Annotated in this window: 23 protein-coding genes and 2 riboswitches; of the genes, 12 read left to right on the forward strand and 11 right to left on the reverse strand. The window is 39.7% G+C overall.

Annotation, left to right across the window (positions count from 1 at the left end):
* Positions 1–21 precede the first annotated feature (21 nt).
* Positions 22–2,025, forward strand: a complete 2,004-nt coding sequence (locus J2Z82_RS07410; RefSeq protein ID WP_209480146.1) for an acetoacetate--CoA ligase — start codon at positions 22–24, stop codon at positions 2,023–2,025.
* 23 nt (positions 2,026–2,048) lie between these two features.
* Here J2Z82_RS07410 and J2Z82_RS07415 read toward each other — a convergent pair whose 3' ends face one another.
* The 5 genes from J2Z82_RS07415 to J2Z82_RS07435 form a co-directional block, all read right to left on the reverse strand.
* Positions 2,049–3,116, reverse strand: a complete 1,068-nt coding sequence (locus J2Z82_RS07415; RefSeq protein WP_209480147.1) for a DUF4097 family beta strand repeat-containing protein — start codon at positions 3,114–3,116, stop codon at positions 2,049–2,051.
* Positions 3,117–3,258: 142 nt separating this feature from the next.
* On the reverse strand, positions 3,259–4,686 hold the full coding sequence (panF, locus tag J2Z82_RS07420) for a sodium/pantothenate symporter (RefSeq protein WP_209480148.1): 1,428 nt from the start codon (positions 4,684–4,686) through the stop codon (positions 3,259–3,261).
* Entirely contained in the window at positions 4,683–4,967 is a 285-nt protein-coding gene (locus J2Z82_RS07425; protein WP_209480149.1) for a YhdT family protein, read from the reverse strand. The genes panF and J2Z82_RS07425 overlap by 4 nt, the downstream gene beginning before the upstream one ends.
* A 92-nt stretch (positions 4,968–5,059) precedes the next feature.
* Entirely contained in the window at positions 5,060–5,356 is a 297-nt protein-coding gene (locus tag J2Z82_RS07430) for an MGMT family protein (protein WP_209480150.1), read from the reverse strand.
* Between the two features lie 763 nt (positions 5,357–6,119).
* On the reverse strand, positions 6,120–9,830 hold the full coding sequence (locus J2Z82_RS07435) for a 5'-nucleotidase C-terminal domain-containing protein (RefSeq protein ID WP_209480151.1): 3,711 nt from the start codon (positions 9,828–9,830) through the stop codon (positions 6,120–6,122).
* A 275-nt stretch (positions 9,831–10,105) separates the two neighbouring features.
* Here J2Z82_RS07435 and J2Z82_RS07440 point away from each other — a divergent pair, with 275 nt between their 5' ends.
* From J2Z82_RS07440 to J2Z82_RS07450, 3 genes are all read left to right on the forward strand, one after another.
* Positions 10,106–10,621: an RNA polymerase sigma factor gene (locus J2Z82_RS07440; protein ID WP_209480152.1), complete on the forward strand. Its 516-nt coding sequence runs from the start codon at positions 10,106–10,108 to the stop codon at positions 10,619–10,621.
* Positions 10,614–11,654, forward strand: a complete 1,041-nt coding sequence (locus J2Z82_RS07445) for a hypothetical protein (RefSeq protein WP_209480153.1) — start codon at positions 10,614–10,616, stop codon at positions 11,652–11,654. Before J2Z82_RS07440 ends, J2Z82_RS07445 begins: the two co-directional genes overlap by 8 nt.
* A gap of 554 nt (positions 11,655–12,208) precedes the next feature.
* The gene (locus J2Z82_RS07450; RefSeq protein ID WP_209480154.1) at positions 12,209–13,162 is read left to right on the forward strand and encodes a hypothetical protein; all 954 of its coding nucleotides are present in this window, start codon (positions 12,209–12,211) and stop codon (positions 13,160–13,162) included.
* A 63-nt stretch (positions 13,163–13,225) separates the two neighbouring features.
* Here J2Z82_RS07450 and J2Z82_RS07455 read toward each other — a convergent pair whose 3' ends face one another.
* From J2Z82_RS07455 to J2Z82_RS07470, 4 genes are all read right to left on the reverse strand, one after another.
* A complete protein-coding gene (locus J2Z82_RS07455) occupies positions 13,226–13,651 on the reverse strand; it encodes a DUF4064 domain-containing protein (protein ID WP_209480155.1) in 426 nt (141 codons plus the stop codon).
* Positions 13,652–14,212: 561 nt separating this feature from the next.
* The gene (locus J2Z82_RS07460) at positions 14,213–15,496 is read right to left on the reverse strand and encodes a S8 family peptidase (RefSeq protein WP_209480156.1); all 1,284 of its coding nucleotides are present in this window, start codon (positions 15,494–15,496) and stop codon (positions 14,213–14,215) included.
* 121 nt (positions 15,497–15,617) lie between these two features.
* A complete protein-coding gene (locus J2Z82_RS07465) occupies positions 15,618–16,961 on the reverse strand; it encodes an N-acetylmuramoyl-L-alanine amidase (RefSeq protein WP_245251194.1) in 1,344 nt (447 codons plus the stop codon).
* 116 nt (positions 16,962–17,077) lie between these two features.
* Positions 17,078–18,004 carry an aminoglycoside phosphotransferase family protein gene (locus J2Z82_RS07470; protein ID WP_209480158.1) on the reverse strand — a complete coding sequence of 309 codons (927 nt, stop codon included), beginning with the start codon at positions 18,002–18,004 and terminating at the stop codon, positions 17,078–17,080.
* A gap of 316 nt (positions 18,005–18,320) precedes the next feature.
* Between J2Z82_RS07470 and J2Z82_RS07475 the strand changes: the two genes are divergently transcribed.
* From J2Z82_RS07475 to thiE, 6 genes are all read left to right on the forward strand, one after another.
* Positions 18,321–18,674 (forward strand): DUF1801 domain-containing protein, encoded by a 354-nt coding sequence (locus J2Z82_RS07475; protein ID WP_209480159.1) that lies wholly within the window; start codon positions 18,321–18,323, stop codon positions 18,672–18,674.
* Between the two features lie 89 nt (positions 18,675–18,763).
* Positions 18,764–18,879: riboswitch (TPP riboswitch) on the forward strand.
* Between the two features lie 292 nt (positions 18,880–19,171).
* A complete protein-coding gene (thiW, locus tag J2Z82_RS07480; RefSeq protein WP_209480160.1) occupies positions 19,172–19,663 on the forward strand; it encodes an energy coupling factor transporter S component ThiW in 492 nt (163 codons plus the stop codon).
* A 1-nt stretch (position 19,664) separates the two neighbouring features.
* A riboswitch (TPP riboswitch) is annotated at positions 19,665–19,768 on the forward strand.
* A gap of 64 nt (positions 19,769–19,832) precedes the next feature.
* The gene (tenA, locus tag J2Z82_RS07485; protein ID WP_209480161.1) at positions 19,833–20,522 is read left to right on the forward strand and encodes a thiaminase II; all 690 of its coding nucleotides are present in this window, start codon (positions 19,833–19,835) and stop codon (positions 20,520–20,522) included.
* Positions 20,519–21,322, forward strand: a complete 804-nt coding sequence (thiD, locus tag J2Z82_RS07490) for a bifunctional hydroxymethylpyrimidine kinase/phosphomethylpyrimidine kinase (RefSeq protein ID WP_209480162.1) — start codon at positions 20,519–20,521, stop codon at positions 21,320–21,322. Before tenA ends, thiD begins: the two co-directional genes overlap by 4 nt.
* Positions 21,323–22,096 (forward strand): hydroxyethylthiazole kinase, encoded by a 774-nt coding sequence (thiM, locus tag J2Z82_RS07495; protein WP_209480163.1) that lies wholly within the window; start codon positions 21,323–21,325, stop codon positions 22,094–22,096.
* Positions 22,096–22,701, forward strand: coding sequence for a thiamine phosphate synthase (gene thiE, locus J2Z82_RS07500; protein ID WP_209480164.1), 606 nt, complete (start codon positions 22,096–22,098; stop codon positions 22,699–22,701). The genes thiM and thiE overlap by 1 nt, the downstream gene beginning before the upstream one ends.
* Positions 22,702–22,817: 116 nt before the next feature.
* Here the strand turns inward: thiE and J2Z82_RS07505 are convergent, their stop codons facing one another.
* Positions 22,818–23,558 (reverse strand): MerR family transcriptional regulator, encoded by a 741-nt coding sequence (locus J2Z82_RS07505; protein WP_209480165.1) that lies wholly within the window; start codon positions 23,556–23,558, stop codon positions 22,818–22,820.
* 615 nt (positions 23,559–24,173) lie between these two features.
* Positions 24,174–25,658, reverse strand: a complete 1,485-nt coding sequence (locus tag J2Z82_RS07510; RefSeq protein WP_209480166.1) for an MDR family MFS transporter — start codon at positions 25,656–25,658, stop codon at positions 24,174–24,176.
* Positions 25,659–25,943: 285 nt separating this feature from the next.
* Between J2Z82_RS07510 and J2Z82_RS07515 the strand changes: the two genes are divergently transcribed.
* Positions 25,944–26,402, forward strand: a complete 459-nt coding sequence (locus tag J2Z82_RS07515; protein WP_209480167.1) for a hypothetical protein — start codon at positions 25,944–25,946, stop codon at positions 26,400–26,402.
* A gap of 83 nt (positions 26,403–26,485) precedes the next feature.
* Positions 26,486–26,671 (forward strand): hypothetical protein, encoded by a 186-nt coding sequence (locus J2Z82_RS07520; RefSeq protein ID WP_092494054.1) that lies wholly within the window; start codon positions 26,486–26,488, stop codon positions 26,669–26,671.
* Positions 26,672–26,871 lie beyond the last annotated feature (200 nt).

The raw sequence follows: 26,871 nt of genomic DNA on the forward strand, positions 1-26,871 counted from the left end.
GTTCAATCAAGGAGGGGTATGATGAGTGAAATTAAAGAGGGAACCCTGTTGTGGGAACCAGATGAAAAACGTAAACAGCAATCAAATATCTATGATTATATGAAATGGTTAAAACAACATAAAAACCTGCATTTTAACGACTATCATTCACTTTGGAAATGGTCTGTTCATGAGCTGGAGTTATTTTGGGAATCGATCTTTGAGTATTTCGATCTTCAAGCGGAACAACCTTACCAAACGGTATTAACCTCACACAATATGCCTGGGGCTAAATGGTTTCCAGAGGCGACAATCAATTATACCGAACATATTTTCAGGAATCGGGATGAAAATAAACCAGCAATCATCCACTCCTCAGAAACAAGGGAAAATGCAGAAATAACCTGGAAGCAGCTTTACCAGGAAACTGCTGCACTACAGCAAACCCTTAAAGATTTTGGCGTAACAAAAGGGGATCGTGTTGTTGCCTATGTAGCCAACATCTATGAATCAGTCGTTGCATTTCTAGCAACTGCAAGTCTTGGGGCAGTTTGGTCGAGTGCATCACCTGACTTTGGTACACAAAGTGTCATCGATCGCTTTAAGCAAATCGAACCAAAAGTAATGATTACCGTTGACGGATACAGCTATAGCGGGAAAGAATTCGATCGGACAGAAGTTGTAGAAAATATACAAGCAGAGATTCCAACGTTAGAAGCGACAATTGGAATACCTTATTTAAATGAAAACTCCAGTTTTAGTCATCTAAAAAATGTAACGCTCTGGAATGACGCAGTTCAAACCAGTAAGCAGCATACGCTCACATACGAGCATGTACCATTCAATGACCCATTATGGGTATTATTTTCATCAGGAACAACAGGTAAGCCAAAACCAATCGTCCAGAGTCAAGGTGGCATTTTACTCGAACATTTAAAAGCACTTACATTCCATGCCGACCTTGGAAAAGAAGACCGGTTCTTCTGGTTTACTACAACAGGCTGGATGATGTGGAACTACCTTGTTGGCGGGCTTCTTACAGGCAGTACGATTATTTTGTATGATGGGAATCCAGGCTACCCGGATAAAAAAATGCTGTGGAAATTTGCTGAAGATACAGGAATGACTGTCTTTGGTACAAGCGCAAGCTACATTACTGCATGCATGAAGGATGATGGGCTTACTCCTGGTGAAGAATTTGATTTGAGCCAGTTGAAGAATATCAGCTCAACAGGTTCACCTTTGCCACCTGAAGGATTCCAATGGTGCTATGACAATGTCAAAGAGGACCTGTGGATTGCATCTGCTAGCGGCGGTACAGATGTTTGTACAGCATTTATCCTTGGAATTCCGACTGAGCCGGTGTATGCCGGTGAGCTTCAATGTCGAGGACTTGGTGCCAAAATTGAAAGCTTTAGCGATGAAGGAAAGCCGCAAACAGAAGAAGTTGGCGAACTGGTTTTAACGGAACCTTTCCCATCAATGCCAATCTATTTTTGGAATGATGAGGATGGCAGCCGCTTACATGACAGCTATTTTGAGGTATTCCCAGGAATCTGGCGTCATGGGGATTACCTGAAAATTACCAACCGACACACATGTGTTATTTATGGACGGTCGGACGCAACAATTAACCGCGGAGGGATTCGGATCGGTACGAGCGAGATATATCGTGCTGTTGATCATGTGAAACAAGTAGCTGATAGCTTAATAGTAGATATCCCTGCCAACAATGGTGACTCAAGCACACCATTATTTGTCACCATGAAAGAAGGCGAGGAGTTAACAGATTCTATTAAAAAAACCATTAAAAACGAAATCAAAAAACACTGTTCACCACGTCATGTTCCAACTGGAATATACGAAGTACCTGAATTACCGACAACATTAAACGGTAAAAAGCTGGAGATTCCGGTCAAAAAAATCTTGATGGGTAAGCCAGTGGATAAAGTGGTAAATAAAGGCTCATTAAGTAATGAGGATTCATTGGATTATTTTATATCCTTTGCAAAGAAAGACAGTGAGCAACAAACCGAGCTTGATTGACCAAGCTCGGTTTTCTCTTACATCTAGGAAATTATCACATCACCTGATCCCGCTTTTAGCGAGATAGGATTTGCACCCTCTCCAACAACTCCCTCTAATTGATTATCTAAATGTTTTTTAACACTCATTAATGATAGCTTATTAAAAATATCTCCTGAACCAGTACTAACTTGGACAGTTGCATTCAAATTTACTTTTCCAGCAAGCAATGTTATATCTCCACTAAATGACTCAATATCAAGCGAGCTTTCATCTAGAAGTGACAACAATATATCCCCCGATATCGTGTAGCCTTTAGCATCTCCTGTAAAACGAGTACATTTAATATCACCAGAATTTGCGTGAAGCACCACTTTTTCGCCCTTTAGACTATCCGCTTGTATATTGCCAGACGAAGTGTTTAGACTCATATCTTCAACAATGCCATTACTATGCTGTATCTTTCCGGAAGAAGTAACAACATGAAAATTTTCTCCTTGAAAATTCATCACAGTAACATCTCCTGAACTCGTTGAACCATTAAAATCACCCTTTATTCCATAGAATGCTGCCTCTCCAGATGAAGTTTCAAAGTAAGTCTCACTTACATCGATATCACTGGCGGTTATTTTGCCGGATGATGTCTTTAAATGTAGTTTTTGCGCTTCTAAATTAGCAAGATTTAATTCGCCAGAACTTGTTCTAATATCGAATGAATCGGATATTAGATTTCCTGCAGAAACGTCTCCCGAACATGAAATGATACTCCAATTTCCAGAAATCTCACTGGGAACAACAATATGAAGCATGCAGGGAGGAGTATTAAAGGACTTATACGTTTTTGATCCTTTTGCCGATATGTTCAGACTGTCCTCAAAGTGATCTATTATTAATTCCGGTCCACCCTCATATGTTTCCAGCAACAGATCTACTCGCTTATCTTTATGGGTACTAATGTTAACGGATGCTTCAGAAGTTGAAATGTTCAACTCTTTTAACTTAGCGACATTATCAATCGTATCTTTTTGTGTGATAACTTCTTTGTAAACCGCTTTTCTGCCGCCATGTATAACGCTGTCAATAACCTTACCAACTGTCTTCCCTTCCTTCATTATTTCCACCTCTATCTTCTCTATTAGTAACTCTAGTTTAGCTAAAATATTTTTTCAAGAAACCTGCCTTAGATTGATTCGTGCTCCATCTTAAGGCTTAAAGAATAAAAGCGCTCCCGAATTCATCGAAAGCGCAAAACAATTAAATATGTCTATTTTGAGTACTCAGGCTAGCCACAACATACGCAACGAACGACAATACAATCGGCAACACAACCGAATGAAGTCCCAGTGGTTGAGGGAAGAATGATTCTGATAAGATATATAGGCCTACCCCAACAACCATTGAAGCAAGCGCACCATATTTATTTCCTTTCTTCCAGTAGAGCCCCATCACAATTGGCCAAATAAATGCTGCTTCCAGTCCACCAAACGCAAATAAATTTAACCATATTATTAAATCTGGCGGGTTTAATGCCATTATAAAAATAATAATTCCTAATACAGCAGTAATTCCAATACTCAACCGTTTAACCTTAACATGTGATGCGTCAGGCCTGACATAATTTAAGTATAGATCCTTAACTATTGATGAACTAACAAGCAGCAATAGTGAATCTACTGTCGACATAATTGCTGCCATTGGTGCCGCCAAAACAACGCCCGCGAGCCAGTTCGGTAAAACCTCCAGCGCAATCAGCGGCATTACCTTATCACCCACTTCAATCCCTGGTAAAACCGGGCGGGCAAATACGCCGATTAAATGCATATTCAGCATAATAAAGCCGACAACAATTGTTCCGATAATCAGGGCACGATGCATGGAACGGGCATTCTTGTAGGACATTGCCCGGACAGCGATTTGCGGTAAGGCAACAACACCGACACCGACAAGAATCCAAAAAGATGAAACATATGTAGGCGTGAGACTGCCATCTGCTCCAAATGGGGTAATCAAATTTGGATTCTCTGCACTGAGATCTGTCATAATAGCGGGAATCCCGCCCCCGGCAATCACAACCGCAATAAGTAATATAAGCGTTCCAATAAACATGATTGTTCCTTGAATCGCATCCGTTAATGCAACTGCTCTGAATCCACCGATGGTCACATAAATCAGTACTGACAGCGCGAAAATAAACAATGCACTCGTGTACGAAATACCAACAAGTGACTCAATTAACCGAGCACCGCCAATCCATTGGGCTGCCATCGCTGAAAATAGAAATATAATAATGCTGAATGCAGAAAGTAAGACAACCCATTTAGATTTATAGCGTTCTTTCAAAAAGTCCACCATCGTTACCGCATTATATTTACGGGTAACAATCGCAAATTTTTTGCCTAGTATCATTAAAACAAAATACCCAGTTGCAACCTGAGACATTGCCAATAATACCCAGCCAAGACCTTCATTATATGCTACACCAGGACCACCAATAAAACTGCTTGCACTTCCATAGGTAGCAGTCATCGTCATTGCTAAAACGAAGCCGCCCATGTTCCGTCCACCAAGGAAGTACTCATGCAGAAATGTATTTGATGACTTTATATACTTTCCTGCCCATATACCCACACCAAAAATTATCAGTAACAGACCAATTAACGGTATTAACGCCTGCCAGTTCATTCGTCTTGCTCCTCGTCATCAAAGGGTGTATCCACGAACCATTTTTTGACAATTATCGTCACCAATACTGCCATTACTACAAATCCAAGCACACAACTGTAAAAGAACCATGCAGGAAACCCCATTACATATGAATACTCAGACGGGTCTTTCCCACCTAATCCATATGCAAATGCGAACCACCAAACAAAATTAAAAATAACCAGTCCAACCCCTATTAATGCCTCGCGATTTGCAATCTTATAACGATGATCATTGTCTTGCACCTGATAATCTCTCATTTTCCACGCTCCCTTTAAATCTAGAGCTAACTGTTTATAATATAACGGAAAGCACCTGCAGTTGTAAATTTGAAAATTACATATTTTGCACTTTAATGCTGATACTCCCCTAAATCAACTGTATTTCCATTTAATAAAATACCTTCACTTTCGAGTGATAGTTTCTGAACATTGTATAACTCCTCGTCTTTAATACTAATCTCCCCTTGGGCATTTATAACCCGGTGCCAAGGAAGGTTATATTTTCTGCTCATGGAATGCAGGATTCGAGATACCTGCCTTGCTCCTCTAGGGCTGCCAGCCAGTCTAGCAATCTGTCCATATGTCATTACTTTTCCACTTGGTATGTTTGATATAATGTCTATTACATCAGCCGTGAACTTTTGCATAACTACCTCCGTCATAATATCGTCCGCTTATATTCTATCATTTTCATTGGAGAAACACCTTTTTAGAAAACTTGGCATTCGACATGTTTTAATGCCGATGCCTCAATTAGATGAACTGATAACAGCCCATTCAGAAAAAGTATATCTGCTTGCCTACTCTTTTGTAAAAGATCGTGGAATGACAGAAGCTATCTTTCAGGAAGTTTTCATCAATTGCTTCAGACACATGGATAAGTGCCATGGCCAGGATTCTGTAACTTCCTGGATTCTCATAACCCTAATGAGTTACAATTTTACGCAATTTAAATAGATTTCGAGTCCTCATAACACTAATGAGGACCCGTTTCGCGCACTCCAAACTGATTTTGAGCTCTCATTACTCCAATGAGTGCGCGTTTCACGCACTCCAAACTTAGTTCGCGCTCTCATTACTCCGATGAAGACCTGTTTCGCACTTTCCAAACTATATTTGCGCTCTCATAACCCTAATGAGGACACCTTTCACGCCTCCCAAACTAAATTCGCGCTCTCATTACTCCGATGAGTACGCGTATTACGCTTTTCAAACTGAGTTCGAGCATTCATTACCTCAATGAGTGACCGTTTCACGCACTCCAAACTGATTTTGAGCTCTCATTCCTCCGATGAGTCACACTATGCAAAGCGAACCCAGACACTAACTCCACCTATAAACAACTTATAGGCGAACAAAAACGCATCGACATCGTCAATGCGTTTTTGCTTTGATATATTAAGTGTTTCGCTAGTGTTTTTTAAAGCCTTTTCCGTTACTGTCATGCAAACTAACCTTCAGCACCTTACCTGAGAATTCCTGCATAATAAACTCAGCAGATTTTTCACCATTGGTAACGATCAATGTTACTTCTTTATCTTTCAAAATATCCACCTGTTTTTTATTCAGTAACAATTTCCTTGGCTTTTTATCATTTTGAATGTCAATAACAACTCGAACACCGGCATCAAGAGCCTCTAAATCCTCCGTATGAACTGTTGCTGTGCCATTGTTATCCTTTGGTGCAACAACAACTTCAGGTGGATCTTCTTCAGCTGTTCCCTCTGTAATACGTCCTTCAGGTCCATATTCAAACGGATCTGCTTCAGAGCTGTTCAGGCTCTCGACAAAGTTTACTGTTGCATCAAGGTCGGATGGACCCATTACTGGATTTTCACCCAATTCTCCAATTGGTGCGTATTTAGATCCTGTTGACGTACCCATATAATTATTTACCGTCAGGGTATATGTTTTATCCATATCAACTGGTGATCCATCAGGCAATGTCACGTCAACAACCGAACTTGTTTCAGGATCCCAGGTATAATGAAATCCGCTTATACTGTAGTCAGGACCATAAACTGATGAAAGCTGTGCCTCAATAATCGGGTAAAGATCTGCACCCTTTATCTCAAACATCATCAGTGTATTGCCAAATGGCTGGATGTTATATAGATCTCCCCAGGTAACTTCACCGGCTAGTAGGTCATCTCGGATTCCGCCACCATTCATCATCGCAAAATCACTATCCATTTGGGCATTCATTCCGTCAGCAATTAGGTTCCCTAGACCATGATCGCCATCATTGGAATAATCACCCGTTAAGTCTGTTGCATTGTAGCCTATTACTTCATTCATAATTGGTGCGATCTGATTTGCATATTTATCCAGAATCCCAGTCACTGCTGGATCAGGGGTTACCTTGCTTTGATCTACAAAAACAACTTCTGCTTCTTTTTTTACAATGTCACCTGTCGTGCGGTCAATCTCCAGGTCAACGTCTGAGAACGCTTTTCCATATTCGGATGCTTGAACAATTAGTTTGTTATCCACGACACCATTGTTAACCAAATGGTTATGTGCAGCGTAAATAACATCAACCTCATCATCAACCGCATTCGCTAAGTCTGCAACCTGACCTGTCACCGTATCACCATTCTGTTCACCTGGAATGTGTGACAGCAGCACAATTGATTTCACACCTTGTGCTTTAAGTTCTGCGACAGATTCGTTCACAGCCTCAGTTGCATTTGTGAACTCGATATCCTGAATCCCTGCAGGCATTACCATTCCAGCGGCTTCCTGTGTGATAACACCAACGAATCCAATTTTTTCACCATCAACTTCCTCTACATAATGTGGGGGCAAGACAGTGTCACCAGAATCCTTGTAAACACAATTTGCACATAGTAACGGGAAGTTCATTCCATCATAGTTATCGGTACCTAAGCCTTCTGGATGTTCTCCGCCATTTACCATGCGTAGTAGTTCGTCTGTCCCTTCATCAAATTCATGGTTTCCTACTGTACCGACATCAAATCCGATTTCTTCCATAATCTCGACAGTTGGTTCATCCTGAAGCAAACCTGATACTGGTGAACTACCACCAATCATATCACCGGCATGAACAATCAGCGTATTTGGATTTGTTTGCTCCCGTGCTTCAATAGCCGCAGCAGTATAATCCATTTTACCGTAAGTACTGAATGTTCCATCACCGTCTGGGTCAAGCTCATATTCCTGATCAATTTTTCCATGCAGGTCATTCATGCTTAATAACTGAACCGATAAATTTTCAGTTGAGCCATCATCGCCACCGACAAATGTATAGCCATACGATTCTGCCTCTTCTTCACTTGCAAAGAATACTCTTTTTTCTACTGGAACTTCAGCCCAATTTTCAGGCATAACGTACTCCATTGTATCGGAATTACCAACATATCTTAAAAATCCTTTTTGATCATCGTTTGCCCGGAATTCAAATGGTAATTCCAGCAATGGATCTTCCGGATTCCAAATACCAAGACCAGCATCTTTCGCTTCTTTCACCGCATCCTGATATGTCGGATATACCTCCTCATTATATGGCGCGATAAAATAGGTTGATGCTAACCCTTCCCGTACCATCTCCAGGTTGATATTCATACCATCTTCCTGACGAATAACTTCTGCCAGCAATCTGCCATAATCATCAGTTGGTTCCTCACCTATTCTAACAAGAACCTCATCACCTGGCTGAATAAGTTCATTCATATATGCTTTCGCTTCTTCACCAAAGGCTTTCTGATTTGCGTTTATCTCATCTCTGGCAGGATCGTCATTATGAGCTGCGTATGTTTCAGCTGTGTCCATATTCAGAAAACGCACCTTTGTCCCACCAAGGACTGGTGTTTGTAAATGAATCGTATCGCCATCTACAACACTCTCAACAGTAGATTCATAAACACCTGCTGCTGATGGCGGTTCCGGTTGTTCATCAGCCAATTGAATATCCGTTTGTTCAGTTGGTATTAACTGATACGAATTATACTGGCTGACAATTGCCGTAACGTTATACCACATATCTTCCTCTACCAATGAAATATCAAGGGCATTCTCCATCACCCTGAGCGTTGTTCCATTGAAGTCCGAATCAATCAACGAAACATTATATCCGCCACCTGCAGGACTACCAGGGACATCATTAATAAATCCTGTAAGCTGAACTAATTCCCCTTCATAGGATTCGGCAACAGCAGAATCCTGAAGATCAGCTAATGTGACAGATTGTGCTTGCGGTAATTCCTGTCCGCTCTCTACTACTTCAATTGAAGTCGGGATAACTTCTTTTAAGCCATTATATGAATCTAGTTCACCAGAAACTCGGACTCTATCCCCTTTAGCAAGGTCAGGAATTTCACCTTGTTCGAATGCAAAAAGATTAATGCCGCCTGTCTCGTCTTGTATGTATGTTGAAAATTGTGCGCCATTACTTATTGCATTATTATTAACCGTTACTATCCCTTCTACTGTTACTGCAGTTCCATCACTTAGCTCACGAGCATCAGCAATAGAATATTCCTCACCAGGATCACCTGGGTCTGTAGGCGGGTCTTCCCCACCGGCACCGTCCATAGTGTGACTCCCAAGATATGCAAATGTATCTTTCGCATAATCTGACCATTCTGCCTCATTGTATGATGAGCTTGCCTGTGTAACAGATGCATCTCTTACTAATGTGATGTCTTTTGCATAATCACTATCAGTTCCAATGTCACCTAATACATCCATTGCACTATCATTCTTTTTTAACACAAATGCATCGTCACCATTAAAATTAGCTATCGCAGAGCTTTCCAAGTCCGTCTGGGATAAAATTTCTGCATCAGCACTTGAATGGGCAACAACAAATACATCATTATGTTCCAAAGTACCTGATAGCTGTACCGACTGACTTGCTTCTGTAGCACCATTACTATACAATTCCAATTCGTAATTTGATAAATCTACTGGATCGCCTGTACCATTATAAATCTCGATTGCCTTGTTATACGAACTTCCTTCAATATACTCTGAGATGAATAAGTCCTCTGCCACTACCTCATTACTTTCCGCTTTCACTAGGATCGTAGAATAATTCATGAACACTAGCGTGAAAATAAGAAGCAAATTCAGCATCTTCTTCACAGTCGAATTTTTCATTGGTACCCTCCATTAATATGATATTGTGACACAATTGTGACTGTGGCACACTTTTAATATGGCATATTAAATAAGAGGATACAATTAAGATTTTGTAAATTTATAGTAAATTCTTACTATTTCAACAGTGATTAGGTAAAAACAGTTAAAAATACCCACTCAGATAACATGTCTAATAACCTACAAATTACTCGATTTTAAAATTTTTCTTGTAAAAAATGCGATGGAATAAATTAAATTACGTCTAATAAATAGAGTCGCGGAGGTGAGGAGTTTTGGACAACAAAGAGATAATCTCGGATTGGTTTGAGAAATATGGCAATGATATCTATCATTTTTTAATTTATCGTATAGGTCCAGTCGATGCAGAAGACTTACTTCAGGAGGTATTCATAAAGGCATTGAGAGGATTTAACAGTTACCAGGAAAAATCAAACCCAAAAACCTGGCTCTTCAGTATAGCCAGAAATGTTGCTGTCGATGAGATTAGGAAACGTAAGGTCAGAAAGTGGATGAGCCACATACCTTTAGAGAAAACAAATGAACCAGAAACAACTATTTCACCACAATCTATTCTTGACCATGAAGAGGAGCACCAGACCATTTACCGGGCCATTAAACAATTAAAGTCAAACTACCAGGATGTGATTATTCTCAGAGGGATTAAAGAACTATCCATAGCTGAAACAGCCGATGTACTTAAATGGAGCAAAAGCAAAGTCCGATCTACACAGCATCGTGCAATAATAGCTCTACACGAAGCTTTAAGGAGGTGCTACTATAATGAGTAAACAAGATCAGAATGAATTAGAAGATCTTCTTAAGGATATGCCAAAACCTGACCTGAGCAAGCGAAAACGGAATGAAATTCACCATGCAATTATGAATTCAAATAATTCATTCTCAATCAAAAAATATGCAGCTATATTCGGGGCAGTTGCAGCTGGTTTTTTATTCTTCCTGTTAATATTCTCATCCACGAATACCAATAACCAGCAAGCAGTAATGCATACGTATAATGATATCGTCAAAGGGGAGATTTCAGTTATTGAAGGAGCAACTGAAGGTAGTTTGTATTCATCATCAGACCAAAAAGTAATCGATAATTTCCACGAGACTATAGGGTCCATGAATTATAAAAAAACAACTCAAGAAAGCTCAGTTTTTGAAAAAACCATCACGCTTTATAATAATGATAATGAAAAAGTAACTACCATGACTTTTACAGGTGAAAATATTACCACGATTGACGGTAAACAATATAAAATTGATGAAAAACAATTGAACCAATTTACTAGTGAATTCTTTACTGAAAAATATAAAACAAATAACGAGAAGAAACCAAGTCTAAAAGAACAGGCAAATAAAGTTCTCACTCTATTGGCGAATGAAAATATGGAGGCACTAGCAAATCAGGTCCATCCTGAAAAAGGATTACTGTTCTCTCCTTATGTATACGTTAAATCAAATGCTGTCACATTTTCACAGGATGAGATCACTAAATTACTAGAAGATAACACCGTTTATGAATGGGGAACCCAGGATGGCAGCGGAAAACCAATTGAGCTGACACCGAGAGAATACTTTGATGAATATGTTAACGCATCTGCCTTTTCTAATGCGGATGAAGTTAATGTAAACAATCTAAAAAATCGCGGAACCATGTTAAATAACATTCGTGAAGTTTTTCCGAATGCACAAACGGTTGAATTTTACCAAAATGGAAAAGAAGAATTGGCTTGGGAGAGCTTAACTCTCGTTTTTGAAGATATGGATGGCAGCAGAAAACTAGTCGCAATCGTTCATGGAGAGTGGACTTCATAAGCATTAAACCGGAAGATGCCAGGCTAGGATGTTTAAAAGGAATTCATCTTCAATGGCTGTAACTAATGCGTACTTGAGTTAAACTGCTACGTAACTTTGCATCCATCTATTAAAAAAAATGAGTGCTACGACGAACAGGACGTGACCGGCTTTAGCTGTTTCCCAGTCGAGTATGCGGGAGCGCACCCCAAATTATGTGGGCGTGCTCCTCAACTCCTCATAGAACCGTGCTTACCGCATACGGATCTCCCTATCATTGTTTACAGAATATACCTGAACCATTTATTTATCGGCATATTAGCAGGATTTTTCATTGGTACTCTCCATTAATAGGATATTGTGACAAAATTGTGACTCTGGTACACTTTTAATATGGAAGGATACAAATAAGTATTTGTAAATTTATAGTAAACTCTTACTATTTTAGCAGTAATTAGTTAAAAACAGACAGTTAAAATCACCCATTCCACGCATCCTCCCTTTCGCCTGGTGCATATTTGAATAAACCAAGTACATACGTTTAAAGCAGTTAAAAACTAAATGGAGGACGACAAATGAAAAGAAAGGGAATTTTAGGGGCAGGAGTAATATTAATAGTCATCATTTTTACCTTTACAGTCAGTTATAATGCCAATAATGAAAAAGTGATTGCTGAAAGCTTGCGAGATAGCATTAAAAAAAGTATGAAGGAAACAGAAAAACAAAAGGAAGCGATTCGGAAATTCCGTATGCAGGTTTATGAAAAGTTTAGAGAAGAGGGATATGAAGGTAATGTTTCAATTCCAAGCGTTTCTCTCTTTTCTTCTAAACCAAAACAACTAACGCTTCATGTAAAGAACAAAAGTGATTCTAGCAAAGAAATGAAACAGATTATTAAAGATATTGCTAAATCCAACCAACTAGGCAAGGTGGAAGTTACAGTAAAAGTACAGAGAATGAAAGAAGAAGAGATAAGTGAAGAAGCCAAAGAAAGGAGACAACTCTCGCAGGATATATTTGAAATTACCAGCGAAATATTACAAGAAAAAGGTTACAAACACAGCGGGATGAACATTATGACTAAGCCCAACCCGACCATTGAAATAACAATTGATGAATCAGAGGAAAACTTTAGCAAAAACAAAAAAGCTATCGAAAAACTTATCCATAATACTATCTATTCAAAGAAAAAAGTGGATTATAATGTAAAAGTCGAAAAAAGAACTGAAGCACAGTTAACAGAAGAGAAATGGTATCCTATTCTGGGATCAATACGGGAAGAAACAAACAAAAATTTTGATAAAGTTACCGGTTATACTCATTCGTTCAACCCCGCTCCCTTACAGATAACAATTAAAACCTCTTTATCAAAAGGATGGACGTCGAATATAAAGGCAAAGCAAATTAAAATGTACGTACATGAAATAATCGATATAAAAAGAGAAGAATTATCACTGCTTAAGGAAGAACCTTATAAAATAATTATACACGATAAAGGAAATGACAAGTTGAATTGGATGAGCAAGTAAGGCTAAAAAATAAATCTTCCTGGTTGAAAAAGAGTAACCTTAATGGCTACTCTTTACTACTTTCTATTCCATTGTTATTGGTTTTTGTTCCTTTCGTGCCAGACACATAATTCCAGCGACTAGATAAAATATCCCGCTAAATATTCCGGCGCCTACTGTTATAATTGCTGCAAGTACAGACGTTACAATCAAAATAATTCCTGCTGCTTTCGGTTTCTTATCGCCTTTTACCAATATGATTGAAATAATACCTAAAACCAATGCAATGATTGAAACAACCGCTAGTACTAATCCTCCACCTTGAAGGACTTCCAGCATAGCCTGCATATCACCCGTTCCCATTCCAGGTTGTTGCATTATTTCATCCGAAGCCTCATTCAAGACTTGCTCATTGTTAAATAGCCAAGCTGCAAATATACCTACTCCAGCAAACAGCATATAGATTAATGCACCAACAATCGTTAATACAATTTCTCCTGTCCGATTCATAACAAACCCTCCCCATTTTTGACTTCACTTATTCTATGCAGTAATTTGAATGGATTATTCTAATTACCATGTACTACCTTACCATATAACATTATACATTCTAACTTTTATCATAACATTTATCTGCTAGAATTCGACAAACCCTAAATTAAATTTAGAAAACTTGGCTTATCGTGCCAAGCCTTAATGGCGAAATCTTTAGGTGCACTTATGCAGTAAGAAAGGAGTTATACTTTTGTATATAACTTGATTTTAGCGGACACAGGAGACGCTATTTCTATTTAAAAGCTACTTTCTCGAATTATCCGGACACAGTAGCCCTTATTATACATATATCAGGTTATTTAACTGTATTTGTGTGAAATAAGGTCCTTGGTGTCCGCATACACCACCATTTTCGTGGATTTTTGCCAAATAAGGTCGCTGGTGTCCGCTAACCTCAAATTTGCTAAATGAAAAATAATTTTCATGATAGATGGGTGCTGCGCATTCAGCAGCCATAGTGATTTCTTATCTGCCAAAAAAATAAGCCAACAATCGAAGGCTTGTATGCTTCAGTGACTATTCTATTAAATTAGCAGCATTCAGATAGCCATGACCTTGAACATTGGGGGATTGTCCTAAATCAACACAAGAATTTATAAGTCGTTCCTTAACTAAGTCCGGGGGTAGATTCGGTTCTTTTTGGAGTAATTGTGCAACTACACCTGCACATATTGGTGTAGCCATTGAGGTTCCTGATAAGGAAAAATAGTTAGTACCTACTCGTGACCCTGAATTTGTTTTATCGAGAAAAGATCCGGGTGATCGCAGAGAGATAATATTTACACCGGGCGTTAATAAATCCGGCTTCAACAGACCATCAATTGTTGGACCGCGACTTGAGAAATCCGCTATCAAATCATCAGAACGATTAACTGTATTACTATCGTTGGCAGCACCTACTGTAATTACTTTAGGACTAATTCCCGGGCTCCCGACCGATTCCGCAGATGGCCCTGAGTTTCCAGCGGCTACACAAACAACCATACCATTATCCCACGCAGCTTCAACTGCTTTTACAACAGGGTCCTCTTCTGCAGATTGTTCTGCAGGTGAGCCAAGAGATAACGATAGTACATCAATGCTAAATTGCGATTTATTTTGAATACACCAATCAATTCCGGCTATGACTGTAGAAAGTGAACCAGACCCCATTTTATTTAATACTTTTACGCCAATTAAGTTAGAATCTGGTGCTGGTCCTTGATAAATTCCATCAGACAAAAGCCCGTTACCTGCCGCATCTCCTGCACAATGAGTACCATGTCCATTATCATCATATGGGTTCGTATTGTTTTTAACAAAATCTTTAAAGGCGATAATCCTCCCCTCTAAATCATTGTGTGGGTATATTCCCGTATCAATAACAGAAATGTTGACACCTTTTCCGGTTAAGCCAGACTGCTTCAACTGATCAGAATTAATAGCCGGTGTGGCTTTATCTAACAACGTGGTAACTTTTTTATCATGATAAAACTTTTTAATGTGATTACAGTTTTCAGTTAAATATTCTATTTTTTCAATTGATAGTTTGGTGGAACAACATGATATGGAAGGAAATTGTTTAATATGGGGGCACTTAGCACTTTTTACATCATTAATGCCAGCCTCAAACGTATCTATCTCAAACTCAATAACTACAGGTAACCTCTTTGCCTTTTTTCTAATATATTCTAAAGGTCGGTGTAAGAAACATGGAACTGAACGAAAAGGGTGATAAAATTGAATTAGTTGTCGGCGTAAATCTTTATCAAATTTATGTCCCATTCGCCGAACCATTTGAACTATAGAAAAGCCTAGCATGATAATTTCATCCTCTCTTAATATTTACGTGACACGATATAATACGTAATTTACTAAGAGAGGTAATAATGAATTGGTACAGAAAATGATGAAAAAGGCAAATAACCAGTGAATTGTGAAGTTAACTTTCTATCTTTTGCAGGGTTTCTTCCAAACTTTGCATCGTACTATCTATCATTCGCTCATATAGATTTAAAATAGATTTCCCATAATTGTCACCTGGCACAGCCCACTTTCCATTTAAACCAGCCCATGTTGAAGCAGATCCCCTGTCTACTAAATCAAAACGAGGATCAACTAATGGATACGCATCCGGCAATGAGTTAGTCGATGCATAGGCATATAAATGTTGTATATGGGCTAGCACTCCTTCTCTTGGCGTATCAAAGCTTGCACCGGGTTTATCTGGCCCTGTTGCCCCTAGTCCACAAAAGTTGTTCTGATCAGGTTGTACGACCCCAGTAAATCGGAGAAAGTCTGTTTCATGCATAGCTTGGGCAAAAGCAACGTCTCCTCTAACTCCATAATACTCTCCAAAGGTTAAATAATAATTACCTAACTCGATTGCGTCAGGATTAATTTCATTAACATACATATTCATGTGTTGTGGTGATTGAAACGTCTGACCTAATATGGAATAGCCAGTAATATCATCTTGATTGGAATCGGTACTCTCCGAAATAATATAGGCATCGTCAATTCCTGCATTTTTGACTTCCTCTAAACGTCTTTCTGCATTTTCTCTGCTTGAAAAAGCACCAGCCTGAACACGATACCAGAGTTCATTGGAAATAGTGGTGGAATAAACAAAAGCTTCAATGCTGTTTGATTGAAGAAAGTCCGACCTTTCTTCTGCATTTTCTTTTGATTTAAACGAACCAGCAATTACCTTATAAATTGTTCCGGAACCGTCTTGTTTTGGCTGAAGATTAAACGCTCGTGCTAATCCATTCACATGACCTTGGGCAACCCTTTCACGCCATGATGATTTTTTTAACAAAGCACCATCATGTGCGTTATCGATAAACCCATTTTCTGTTAATAATGCTGACATAGTCGTTTCACGTAATACGTGGAAGTTTGCTTTTTTCTGCCCACGGTCTCGCAGTTGATTAACTTTAATAACTTCTGCATGGATAATATCCTGGTAACCTGCTGTTGTGGACGAGTCGGATAAGCTACTGTGAATATAGTCCTCATACCCTTGAGCAGTACCATCAAATGCATTACAGTGAATAGACAAATAATAGTCGGCACCCCAAGCATTAGCCTCATTTGTCCGCTGGGCTAAACTTTTAAAGGTATCACTAGTACGGCTCATCTCAACTTCAACATTATCGTATCCATTGATTACTTTTTCACGAATTCTAAGCGCTATATCCAGGTTTACATCCTTTTCCTGTAATCCATTCCCTTGCGCCCCAGGATCTGATCCACCATGACCTGGATCTAAATAAAGTTTCATCAAATACCTCCATTCTATTAATTTTGGTACTACATTTATATAATATGAAAAATAGCAAGAATGAAATGGACAAATGTTTCTTTTATACAAAACTTGGCGAAAAATGTTCGGTTGCCTCAACTATCTTGATTTATTAGACTCACAACGTATTTATCCAATCGTTTTTTCATCATATCATTTGTTAATCCTGATACACCGAATGCTTCCCACCCAGGATACACCTCAGGAGGCCCAACTAGCATATCACTCAAAGAAAGCAAGTCCCAATACCGATTATAGGTAAAACAAGAACCTGCCTGTTGCTGATATGCCTTCAGAAAACCATCTGCTGTTTCAACACCATATAGCATGGCCAGGTTCACTCTGCAATGTCCGACATCAACTCCGCGGGGGCCTCTGCAGCCATTCACCCAATCTACCACTCCACTAACTGAGCCTTCATTCCATAAAACATTGGCTGGATGATAGTCTCGGTGAATGAAGCAATCTGTCGTCTTTGGTCGAGGCCCTGTTAAGATATTAATAGCACTTTCCCATGTTTTCGGCTCCTTCGACCAGCCTGGCACCTTAAACGTTGATATGTCATTATAGCTATAATGCTGATATGGAAAGTCACTCGCTTCAACTGCATGAATTTTCTCAAGCCCTTTCGCCAATCCAGTTAGCCACTCATCCATATTGGCAGGTTTTAATTCTACAGCACCTTCAAGTTTCGTCATGAGAATTGCTGGAATTCCACATTTTTCTCCAGTTTCATCGGAGGCGACAACTTGTGGAGTCGTAACACCTGTTTTAGCAGCCATAAGTAAACTTTCCTTTTCATGCAAAACCAAATCCGGTTCTTCCGCAAGCCATTCCTTATTATCAAATTGCCTGACAACATACCTTTTTACTGACTGACCCACCTTTAGTGTGATGCTATGTAACGTGGATGAGGTACTTCCTTTCAGTCGACTAACCGATTCCACTACTGCATTCGAATCGACATTATCTACTACCCATTCAATAATCCGATTCGACAAATATTCGTTATTTTGTTCCAAAAAAATCCACCCCGATTCTTAATATAGATATAATTTTAATATAATTACTCTGAAATTAAAGGGATTTGATATCATTTTGGTGAAAAACATACAAAGGACGAGTATCATAATAACAGGTTATACTGCCTAAGATTACTTTAGTGGACACCAAAGCCCTTATTTGACAAAAACAGCCCTTTTTCCTTAGATATATGTGAAATAAGGTATCTGATGACCGCATATTACAAAAAAAGCACTTTTTTGCAGAAAAAACGTATCCTGTGTCCGCTTACTACAGTTACGTAAGAACAATAATATAAAAGGAGAGTCAGAAAGCATGGAACCAATCCAAACGAAAGAAGTAGATCAATTCATTGAAAGTTTAAATGACCATACAAAGGAAATTACCGAAAGCCTACGAGAGCTTATTTTTCAAACGTCCCCCAATATAACTGAAGAAATGAAATGGGGAAAGCCATGTTATATTGAGAATGGTCTTGTATGCTATCTTCAGACTGCCAAGAATCATGTTAATCTGGGTTTCTACTTCGGTGCCGCACTCAAGGATAAGGATAACCTGCTTGAAGGAACTGGCAAAAAAATGCGTCATATCAGAGTTAAGCAACTCGATGATATACAGCCCAATGAATTTTCAGCATTAATACAGGAAGCCGTTGATCTAGAAACATGACTTTCTTCACTACATTCATGAACCTGAAATAAACCATGACAAAAGTGATTTCTTTTGTTATCCTTAAATTGAAAACATAATATTTTAAAAATTACTACTAGGGGTGCCCAAAATCGAGGGCTGAGAGGAAAGCACGTATTAGCTTTCTGACTCTTACGGACCTGATCTGGTTAATACCAGCGGAGGGAAGTAGACTGACGATATACTTACTTATATCAGCTATTTCAAGCCAGGTCCATTAATGGATCTGGCTTTTTTCGTTGTCTAGGAAGTTATAAAATGGAGCACTGTGGATGACTGAACTACAGTATCAGCCACGTCCAGCTCCAGCGCCAAGCGCCTAGTGGACTTCCCTCCCCGTGTCTACGATAAGTCAATATCGAATCGCTACGCTCTTCGTATTTCCTTTATCTTACACGGGTCAGTCCAGTCCATACGGCACTGAACAGGCGCTTGCGCTTTTGTTCTGCGCCCCTTTCATGGAAAGGAGGATTTGATTGAACCGAACTCGATTACTTACGACAATGGCAGTCTTTGTGGCAATAGGTACATTGGGTGCACAGTTACTTTGGTTTCCAGCAGGCGTCGCAAAAGCCTATCCTGTCCAGCATGCCGTCAATGTCATGGCCGCAGTAACACTTGGCCCTGGTCCTGCGGTCGGTATTGCATTTATGATTGGACTGCTCCGCAACATGCTTGGACTTGGTACATTACTGGCGTTTCCCGGCGGCATGATTGGAGCATTTCTAGCTGGATACTTATTTCAGAAGACTCATAAAAAAGCCATGGCTGCTGTGGGAGAGGCAATTGGTACCGGGGTCATCGGAGCACTTTTTGCTGTTCCCTTTGCTAAGCTATTGGTGGGTAGTTCAGCTGGTGCATTGTTCTTTATACCATCGTTTCTTATTAGCAGTGTTACTGGAGCATTGATAGGCTGGTTTGTTATTTCACGTGTTAATCAGGAAAGACTAGTTCAAAATAAAATATAGGAAAAACTACTAGGGGCGCTGTACTGGCTGAGAAACGGAAATATTCCTTGTCCCTTGAAACCTGATCTGGATAATGCCTGCGCAGGGAAGTAGTTGAGGGCCGCATTCTGTACCTCTAGTAATCTACTTTTATCCCCTAGTAGCTTCCTAAATCATTGGAGGCTTTGTTATGTCATTCACACGACAATTAAGAGATGAGAACCAAGATATTTTTCAAGCAATATTTAATCACCCATTTGTCGATGGTATTGGAAAAAAAGATGTCCCGAACGATTCTATTGCGCATTATATTAAAGCAGATTTTGAGTATTTGAATGCATTTATGCGAATTTATGGAATTGCTCTTTCCAAATCTGATAAGCGCGAGGACATCCGCTTCTTCGGTGAACAAATTCAATTTGTTTTAAATAGTGAAAACCACCCACATCATAACTTTTGCGACCATATAGGGATTGGCTACGAGGAGCTCCAAGGTCACCCGCTTCCGCCAACTGCTGATCATTACATTAAGCATATGATGTATCACGCACAAACGGGTGGTTTAGCTGAAACCATTAGTGCTCTGCTTCCTTGTCCATGGACATACTTGGAAATAGGTCAAGAGTTAATGAGCAAATATAAACCAAAAAAGAATCATCCATTTTATCCCTGGATCAGCTTTTATGCCGATGAACGATTTGGCAAGATTGTCACAGAAATGCGAAACCGCTTGGATGAATTTGCTGAACATACTTCATGGGATGAACAAAAAAAGATAAAAGAAGCATTCCGTAAAAGCTGCCAATTAGAGCTGGCTTTTTGGGAAATGGCCTATACTTGTGAAGATTGGCCAATGAAAGAGCTGGTGATTGGCCGATGAAAATCATTCCATGTGCACTTACAATCGCTGGTACTGACCCCAGTGGTGGAGCCGGAATTCAAGCAGACTTAAAAACCTTTCAGGAACTGAAGACTTACGGAATGTCAGTCATTACATCCGTTGTTGCCCAAAATACAACAGGTGTCCAGAATGTGCACCATCTCCCTGTTGAAATGATTAAACAACAATTGGATTCCGTTATTACAGATATCCCATTTCAAGCATTTAAGACTGGTATGATCGCCAATATTGACATGATGGAGGCTATTGCTCAAAGAATTAACGGTTTAAACATCCCTTATGTTATGGACCCGGTAATGGTCGCAACAAGTGGCGATCCATTAATCGCAAGCAATGCCCGGGATTTCTTACGTAAGAATCTATTGCCACTGACATCGTTAGTAACGCCAAATATCCCTGAGGCAGAAATTATTACGGGTGAAAAAATTGAAACACTGAACAACATGAAAAAGGCTGCGAAACAAATAGTTCACGAATTTGGAGCAGGTGCATCTTTGGTTAAAGGTGGCCATTTGCAAGGTGAAGCCATTGATTTTTTATATGACGGAAGTTCGATACACACTTTTTCAGCCAAACGAATTGATACAAAAAATACGCACGGAACTGGCTGTACTTATTCAGCAGCCATTACAGCCTACTTAAGCCAGGGAGATTCTTTACCAGAGGCCGTTAAGAAAGCAAAAGATTACGTAACTGCTGCAATCCGTCATTCATTTTCACTTGGTCATGGAAGTGGGCCGACAAATCATTGGGCACAACACATGGAAAGGGTGAGGTAAATGAACAAAGATATAATTCAAAAAGTTAGAGATCAAAGTCCGTTGATTCACCATCTGACAAATCAAGTTGTGATGAATTTTACAGCAAATGGCTTGTTATCCTTTGGCGGAACACCAGTCATGGCTAAAGCTGAAGAGGAAGCGAAGGACATGGCATCCATTGCGGATGGCGTACTTTTAAACATTGGGACTATAACAGCTCAGGATCTTCCAGCAATAATCACAGCAGGGAAAACAGCTAATGATAAAGGAATACCAGTGGTTCTTGATCCTGTTGGTGTCGCGGCAACACCATTTCGGACATCAGTTGTAAAAGAAATTCTGAATGCAGTGCAGCCAACCGTCATCAAGGGAAATGCTGGCGAAATTGCACACCTCGTAGAAATTCCCTGGCAAACAAAGGGCGTCGAATCGGTAGGTAATGGAAATTCTGTGGAAATAGCTTTAAAAGCTGCCGATACTTATCAAACTACTGCCGTTGTCACAGGGGAAACGGATGTTATCTGCTCCGGAAAAGAATATCTTTCGAACAATTCCGGGCACCCGATTCTTGGCAAAATAACTGGTGCTGGCTGTCTGCTTGGTTCCATCCTAACTGCATGTTTAACCACAAATGAACCAATCGAGCAGCAGGTGTTAACTGCAGTTGAGTTTTACGGACTAGCTGCGGAATATGCTGCCGACTACTCAAAAGTAAGTGGACCCGGGACTTTCCTTCCTCATTTTATTGATGCATTATCATTTGAAGTCGATAAACTGGAGAAGCTTAATTGATGAATCTAAGAAAATATTTGATAATGGGCAGTCAAAATTGTGATCGTGATCCAGCTTTTATTTTAGAACTAGCGATAAAAGCTGGAATTACAGCATTCCAATTTCGCGAAAAAGGAGCTGGATCATTAAAAGGAAATGATAAATTAGAGTTAGGAAGTAAATTGAGACATCTTTGTGCGCATCATAAAGTAGCATTTTTCGTCAATGATGATATCGACCTTGTTGAACCTCTTGGAGCCGATGGAATCCATGTTGGACAGGATGATGTTTCAGTTGAAAAACTACGCGCACGATTTCCTAATAAAATCATTGGCCTTTCTGTATCGAATCCAACCGAAGTATCTAATAGTCCGATTCAAATGGCCGATTACCTTGGTGCTGGTCCAATTTTTAATACATCCACAAAACCCGACGCAAAGTCAGCAGTCGGTGTGGAATGGATTAAAGTGTTACGAAACCAGTTTCCAAGCATTCCTATTGTAGGAATTGGTGGAATAACCACCCAAAATGCAGCTTCTGTAATAAATGCCGGGGCTGACGGTGTTGCGGTTATTTCAGCTGTGACAAAGGCAAATGATATAAAAACTGCTGTTCAAATTTTATAAACCTTACTTTCATATATACTATCGTTTCTCACATACAAAAGGTGGCATAAGATAAATAATTAAATATTTCATGCCACCTTTTAAAGATGGGGTCCGATTATAGTAGTAGAACCGACTTACTTTTTATTTCTGTCAGCATACACAGCCATGGCATCACGCATGAAGACTGACAAACCTTGACCATACTTATCGATGTTCTTGGTGAAACGTTCATCATCGACATACATTTGCCCAAGTCCTTTGAATGCATCAAGTGAATAGTTTCCGATTTTGTTCAAATAGTCATACCAGACCTTAATACCCGCTTGTGCTTCATCCGATTCAGGTGATTCATGACGGATTGATGCAAGCTCTTGATAGATTCTATCAAATTCTTCACCCATTGCTTTTTGTTCATTTTTTGACATCTTATTTATTTTCGCATTGGATTGATCGACATCCTTGCCACCCCAACGATCACGTGCTTCTTGTTCGTATGGGTTATGACTGAAATCAAATCCTGCAAACTTTTCTTTATTACTCATATTAATTTCTCCTTTCGAGTGTTGCGTGGTTTTATCAATCGTCGCAATCATTTTATCGATTCTGCTGCGTTTCTCAAGGAGCATTTTACGGTGAAGTTCAAGCGCCTCCTTCCGATCAAATGATGGACTGTAGATAATTTCTTTTATTTTTTTCAAAGGGAAGCCAAGTTCTTTAAAAAATAAAATTTGCTGTAAAACCTCAAGATCATTGTTTGAATAAATACGATAGCCAGATTCGGTTGTTTCCTCTGGGGATAACAATCCGATAGCATCATAATGATGTAGTGTGCGCACACTAATTCCAACCAAATCAGCAACTTCCTTAACTCTCATCAGTGTAACCTCCCTTCAATTATCACTATAAAGTATCACGCAACGTTAGAGTCAATATTTATTTTTAAAAGCTTTTTTAGTTTTTATAAGGATAACCGATTCGTAGTATTTAGTATGACTCTCTTACCTCGCAGCTGGAATATACTCGCGCACCTAGGGCTCACCACGAGCCTCCTCGCTCGCAAAGAACGCTCCCTGTGGGGTCTCTTAGGATTCGCTGTCCCACAGGAGTCTCGCATATTCCAACTGCTGGTTTAAATGGTTTTAAATCCTTTTAGGGTAAAGTGAGCAAAATTCAGCGAAGGAAATTCACGGAGACTCCTGTGGGAACCGGCTAAAACCGGTCACGTCCTGTGACCAACGCCGGCACTAGAGCGTCCTGCTCGTCGCAGCAACAGCTGAAGATCCCGCAGGAAGCGGTTTTTGCTTCCGAGGAAGCTGAAGCGTTGCCCACGGAAAGCGAAGTGTATTTCCGCAGCGGTTACATAGCACTTAATTATTTTTCCACAGAGATTGGATTACAACTCACCTAATAAAGGATGGAAAGAAATCACAATAATGTTATGTCACTGTTAAACATACAAAACCGCTATTCGAATGAACAGCGGCTTTTGATTATTTACTATTTGATGGTAGATCTTCCAATTCTGTCGGCTGCGCGCGATATACAAACAACGCCATAATAAAGGCGACGATAGCTAACACAAATGCTATAAAGTATACAAGTTCAACACCCGCAACCATAGACTCACTTATTGTAACAGGATTTCCTGGATCAGCAGCATGTGTTAGATAACTATTTTGTCTTGCACTCATAATACTGATGAATACAGATACTCCGACCGCTCCTGCAACAGGCTGTAATGTCGTCATTACTGCAGTACCATGCGGATACAAATGTTTAGGGAGCTGATTTAAGCCATTTGTTTCAGCCGGCATCATCATAGCCGAGACAGAAAGCATTAGTAAGATATACCCAACAATAATCATCCATATCGGTGTATTCATATCCAGCCTGCTCATCATAAACATCGTTCCGCATAACACTGCTGAAGCGGGTATTAGCAATAATCTGGGTCCAAACTTATCAAATAAATGCCCCATAACAGGTGACATCAATCCATTCAGAATTGCACCAGGCAGCAGGATTAAACCAGCCGTGGCTGGCGTGACTCCCAACGGTCCTTGCATATACATTGGCAGGATAATCTCAGAAGAAAACATCGCCATAATTATAATTATAAATAGGATAATTGCATGTGAATACATAGGGAACCTAAACACCCGTAGATTCAGTAACGGATCTTCTAGTTTAAATTGTCTTATTGAAAACAATATCAGCGCCACGACTCCCGAGACAATTGGAACAAACACAACAGGATTTAGAAACCTGGTCTCACCTTCACCTGCTGAACTAAAACCGAACACGATACCACCAAATCCAACAGTCGAAAAAATTAGTGATAAAATATCTATTTTGGGTTTGGTAACTTCTGATACATTAATCAAATATCGATAGGCAAACGCTATCGAAAATAGTGCAAATGGAATTACTGTGATAAATAAAAAACGCCAGCCCAAATGATCAACTATTACTCCTGATAGTGTTGGACCAATTGCAGGTGCGAACATTATAACAAGCCCGACAAAGCCCATTACTTTCCCACGACGTGCTGGCGGGAATATTAATAAAAAGACATTAAAAATGATGGGTATAAGCAGCCCAGTTCCAATCGCTTGAATTAACCTGCCCGCCAGCAGAACAGGAAAAGTGGGAGCGGCAGCACAAATCGCCGTTCCAATCGAAAATATCACCATCGTTCCCAAAAATAACTGCCTTGTCGAAAACCATTGCAATAATACTGCCGATGCTGGTGTGACAACTCCCATTACTAACAAAAACCCTGTTGCCATCCATTGGACAGTAGTTACAGTAATACCGAACTCGTCCATTAAGGTTGACAGTGCAATATTAAGTAATGTCTCATTTAAAATCGCGAAGAATGCCCCAATGATTAAAGAAAGCATAATAGGCATGACTTTCACATTGGGATCTTCAGCTAAATACTCATATTTGGTTGATTGATTACCATTATCCATACAAAAAATCTCCTTTGAAAAAATAAACACAAGCATTAGTTATTAGCTTGCGTAAGAAGTACAGAGATATTTACCAAATTGAAAAGAGGAAAAAAACCACTCTCCAACTTATTTATTCGAAAATAACAGGATAATTTTACCACTACTATGCCTTATTAACAAGGGCACATTTTACTGAATATCCACAACTATTTAATACTATTAAACATTGTCAGCTGCCCATACAAAATTGGACGTATCCCCATATAGTAAAAGGAAGGACTTTTTAGAGGAGGACATTAAATCATGAATTATAATCAACCACCATATGGAGATGAAAGGCAATTTAATTTTCAAGGGATGCTGGACGGCTTATTTTCCGGATTTCCTGGCGGCGGACAACAATATGGCCCCCCAGGTGGAGGACCGCCATTCGGGGGACCGCCGGGACAGCCTGGCGGCGGGCCGCCAGGGTTTCAGGGTGGGCAACCATCTGCCGGTCCACCTAGTAGCCCACCACCATCATTTACACCTTCACAACCGCAAACCTTGCAATCCCAGCAGTTCGGCGTTTATGCAATCGATCCAGGAGCAATTCGACGTTGTCTTTTCCAGTTCACGTATATCTGGCTACGACGGGATGCCTTTTGGTTTTTCCCAGTCTTTGTAGGAAGAAATTCAATCGCTGGCTTCAGATGGAGCAGAAACAGATGGGTTTACTACGGCATAGACTTAGATAGAATTCAAGCATTCCAGTGCTATTAATACCTGTCTCACCTCATTTTTTGTCATTTATTACGAAATGAGTCTTTCCTTGCTCAATACAGTAAGCGAAGGGAGGATTTTTAATGCATCAAACAGTATTGCTATATTTGGCATGTATTTTAGCTGGCTTTGCACTTGCGAACGTACCGACATCTTCAGTAATTACTGCAGGTATAGCCACTTTCTTTCAAATAATAGGGGGAATTGCGGTAATTGTTTTTTCTCTTGCCATCCTATATTTGGGAGTCAAAACCTTGCTCGATAAGTAAAAAAGAGGCCGTTTGAATGGTAACGATAAGAATCCGCCGTCAAACAGGTCGAAGTGAATCCTCATTCCGCTAAATGGCAGAAAAGGTACTCTCGGAAGGGCGAGACGGATCCTCGTTCCGCTGATATGAACAAAACTGTCAAGTCCCAAGCTGTTTTTCCCTTTTTTGGGTATACTTAATACAAGAAGCCATTTTAACTT

This window comes from Virgibacillus litoralis (assembly GCF_017873675.1).
Lineage (GTDB): Bacteria > Bacillota > Bacilli > Bacillales > Amphibacillaceae > Lentibacillus > Lentibacillus litoralis.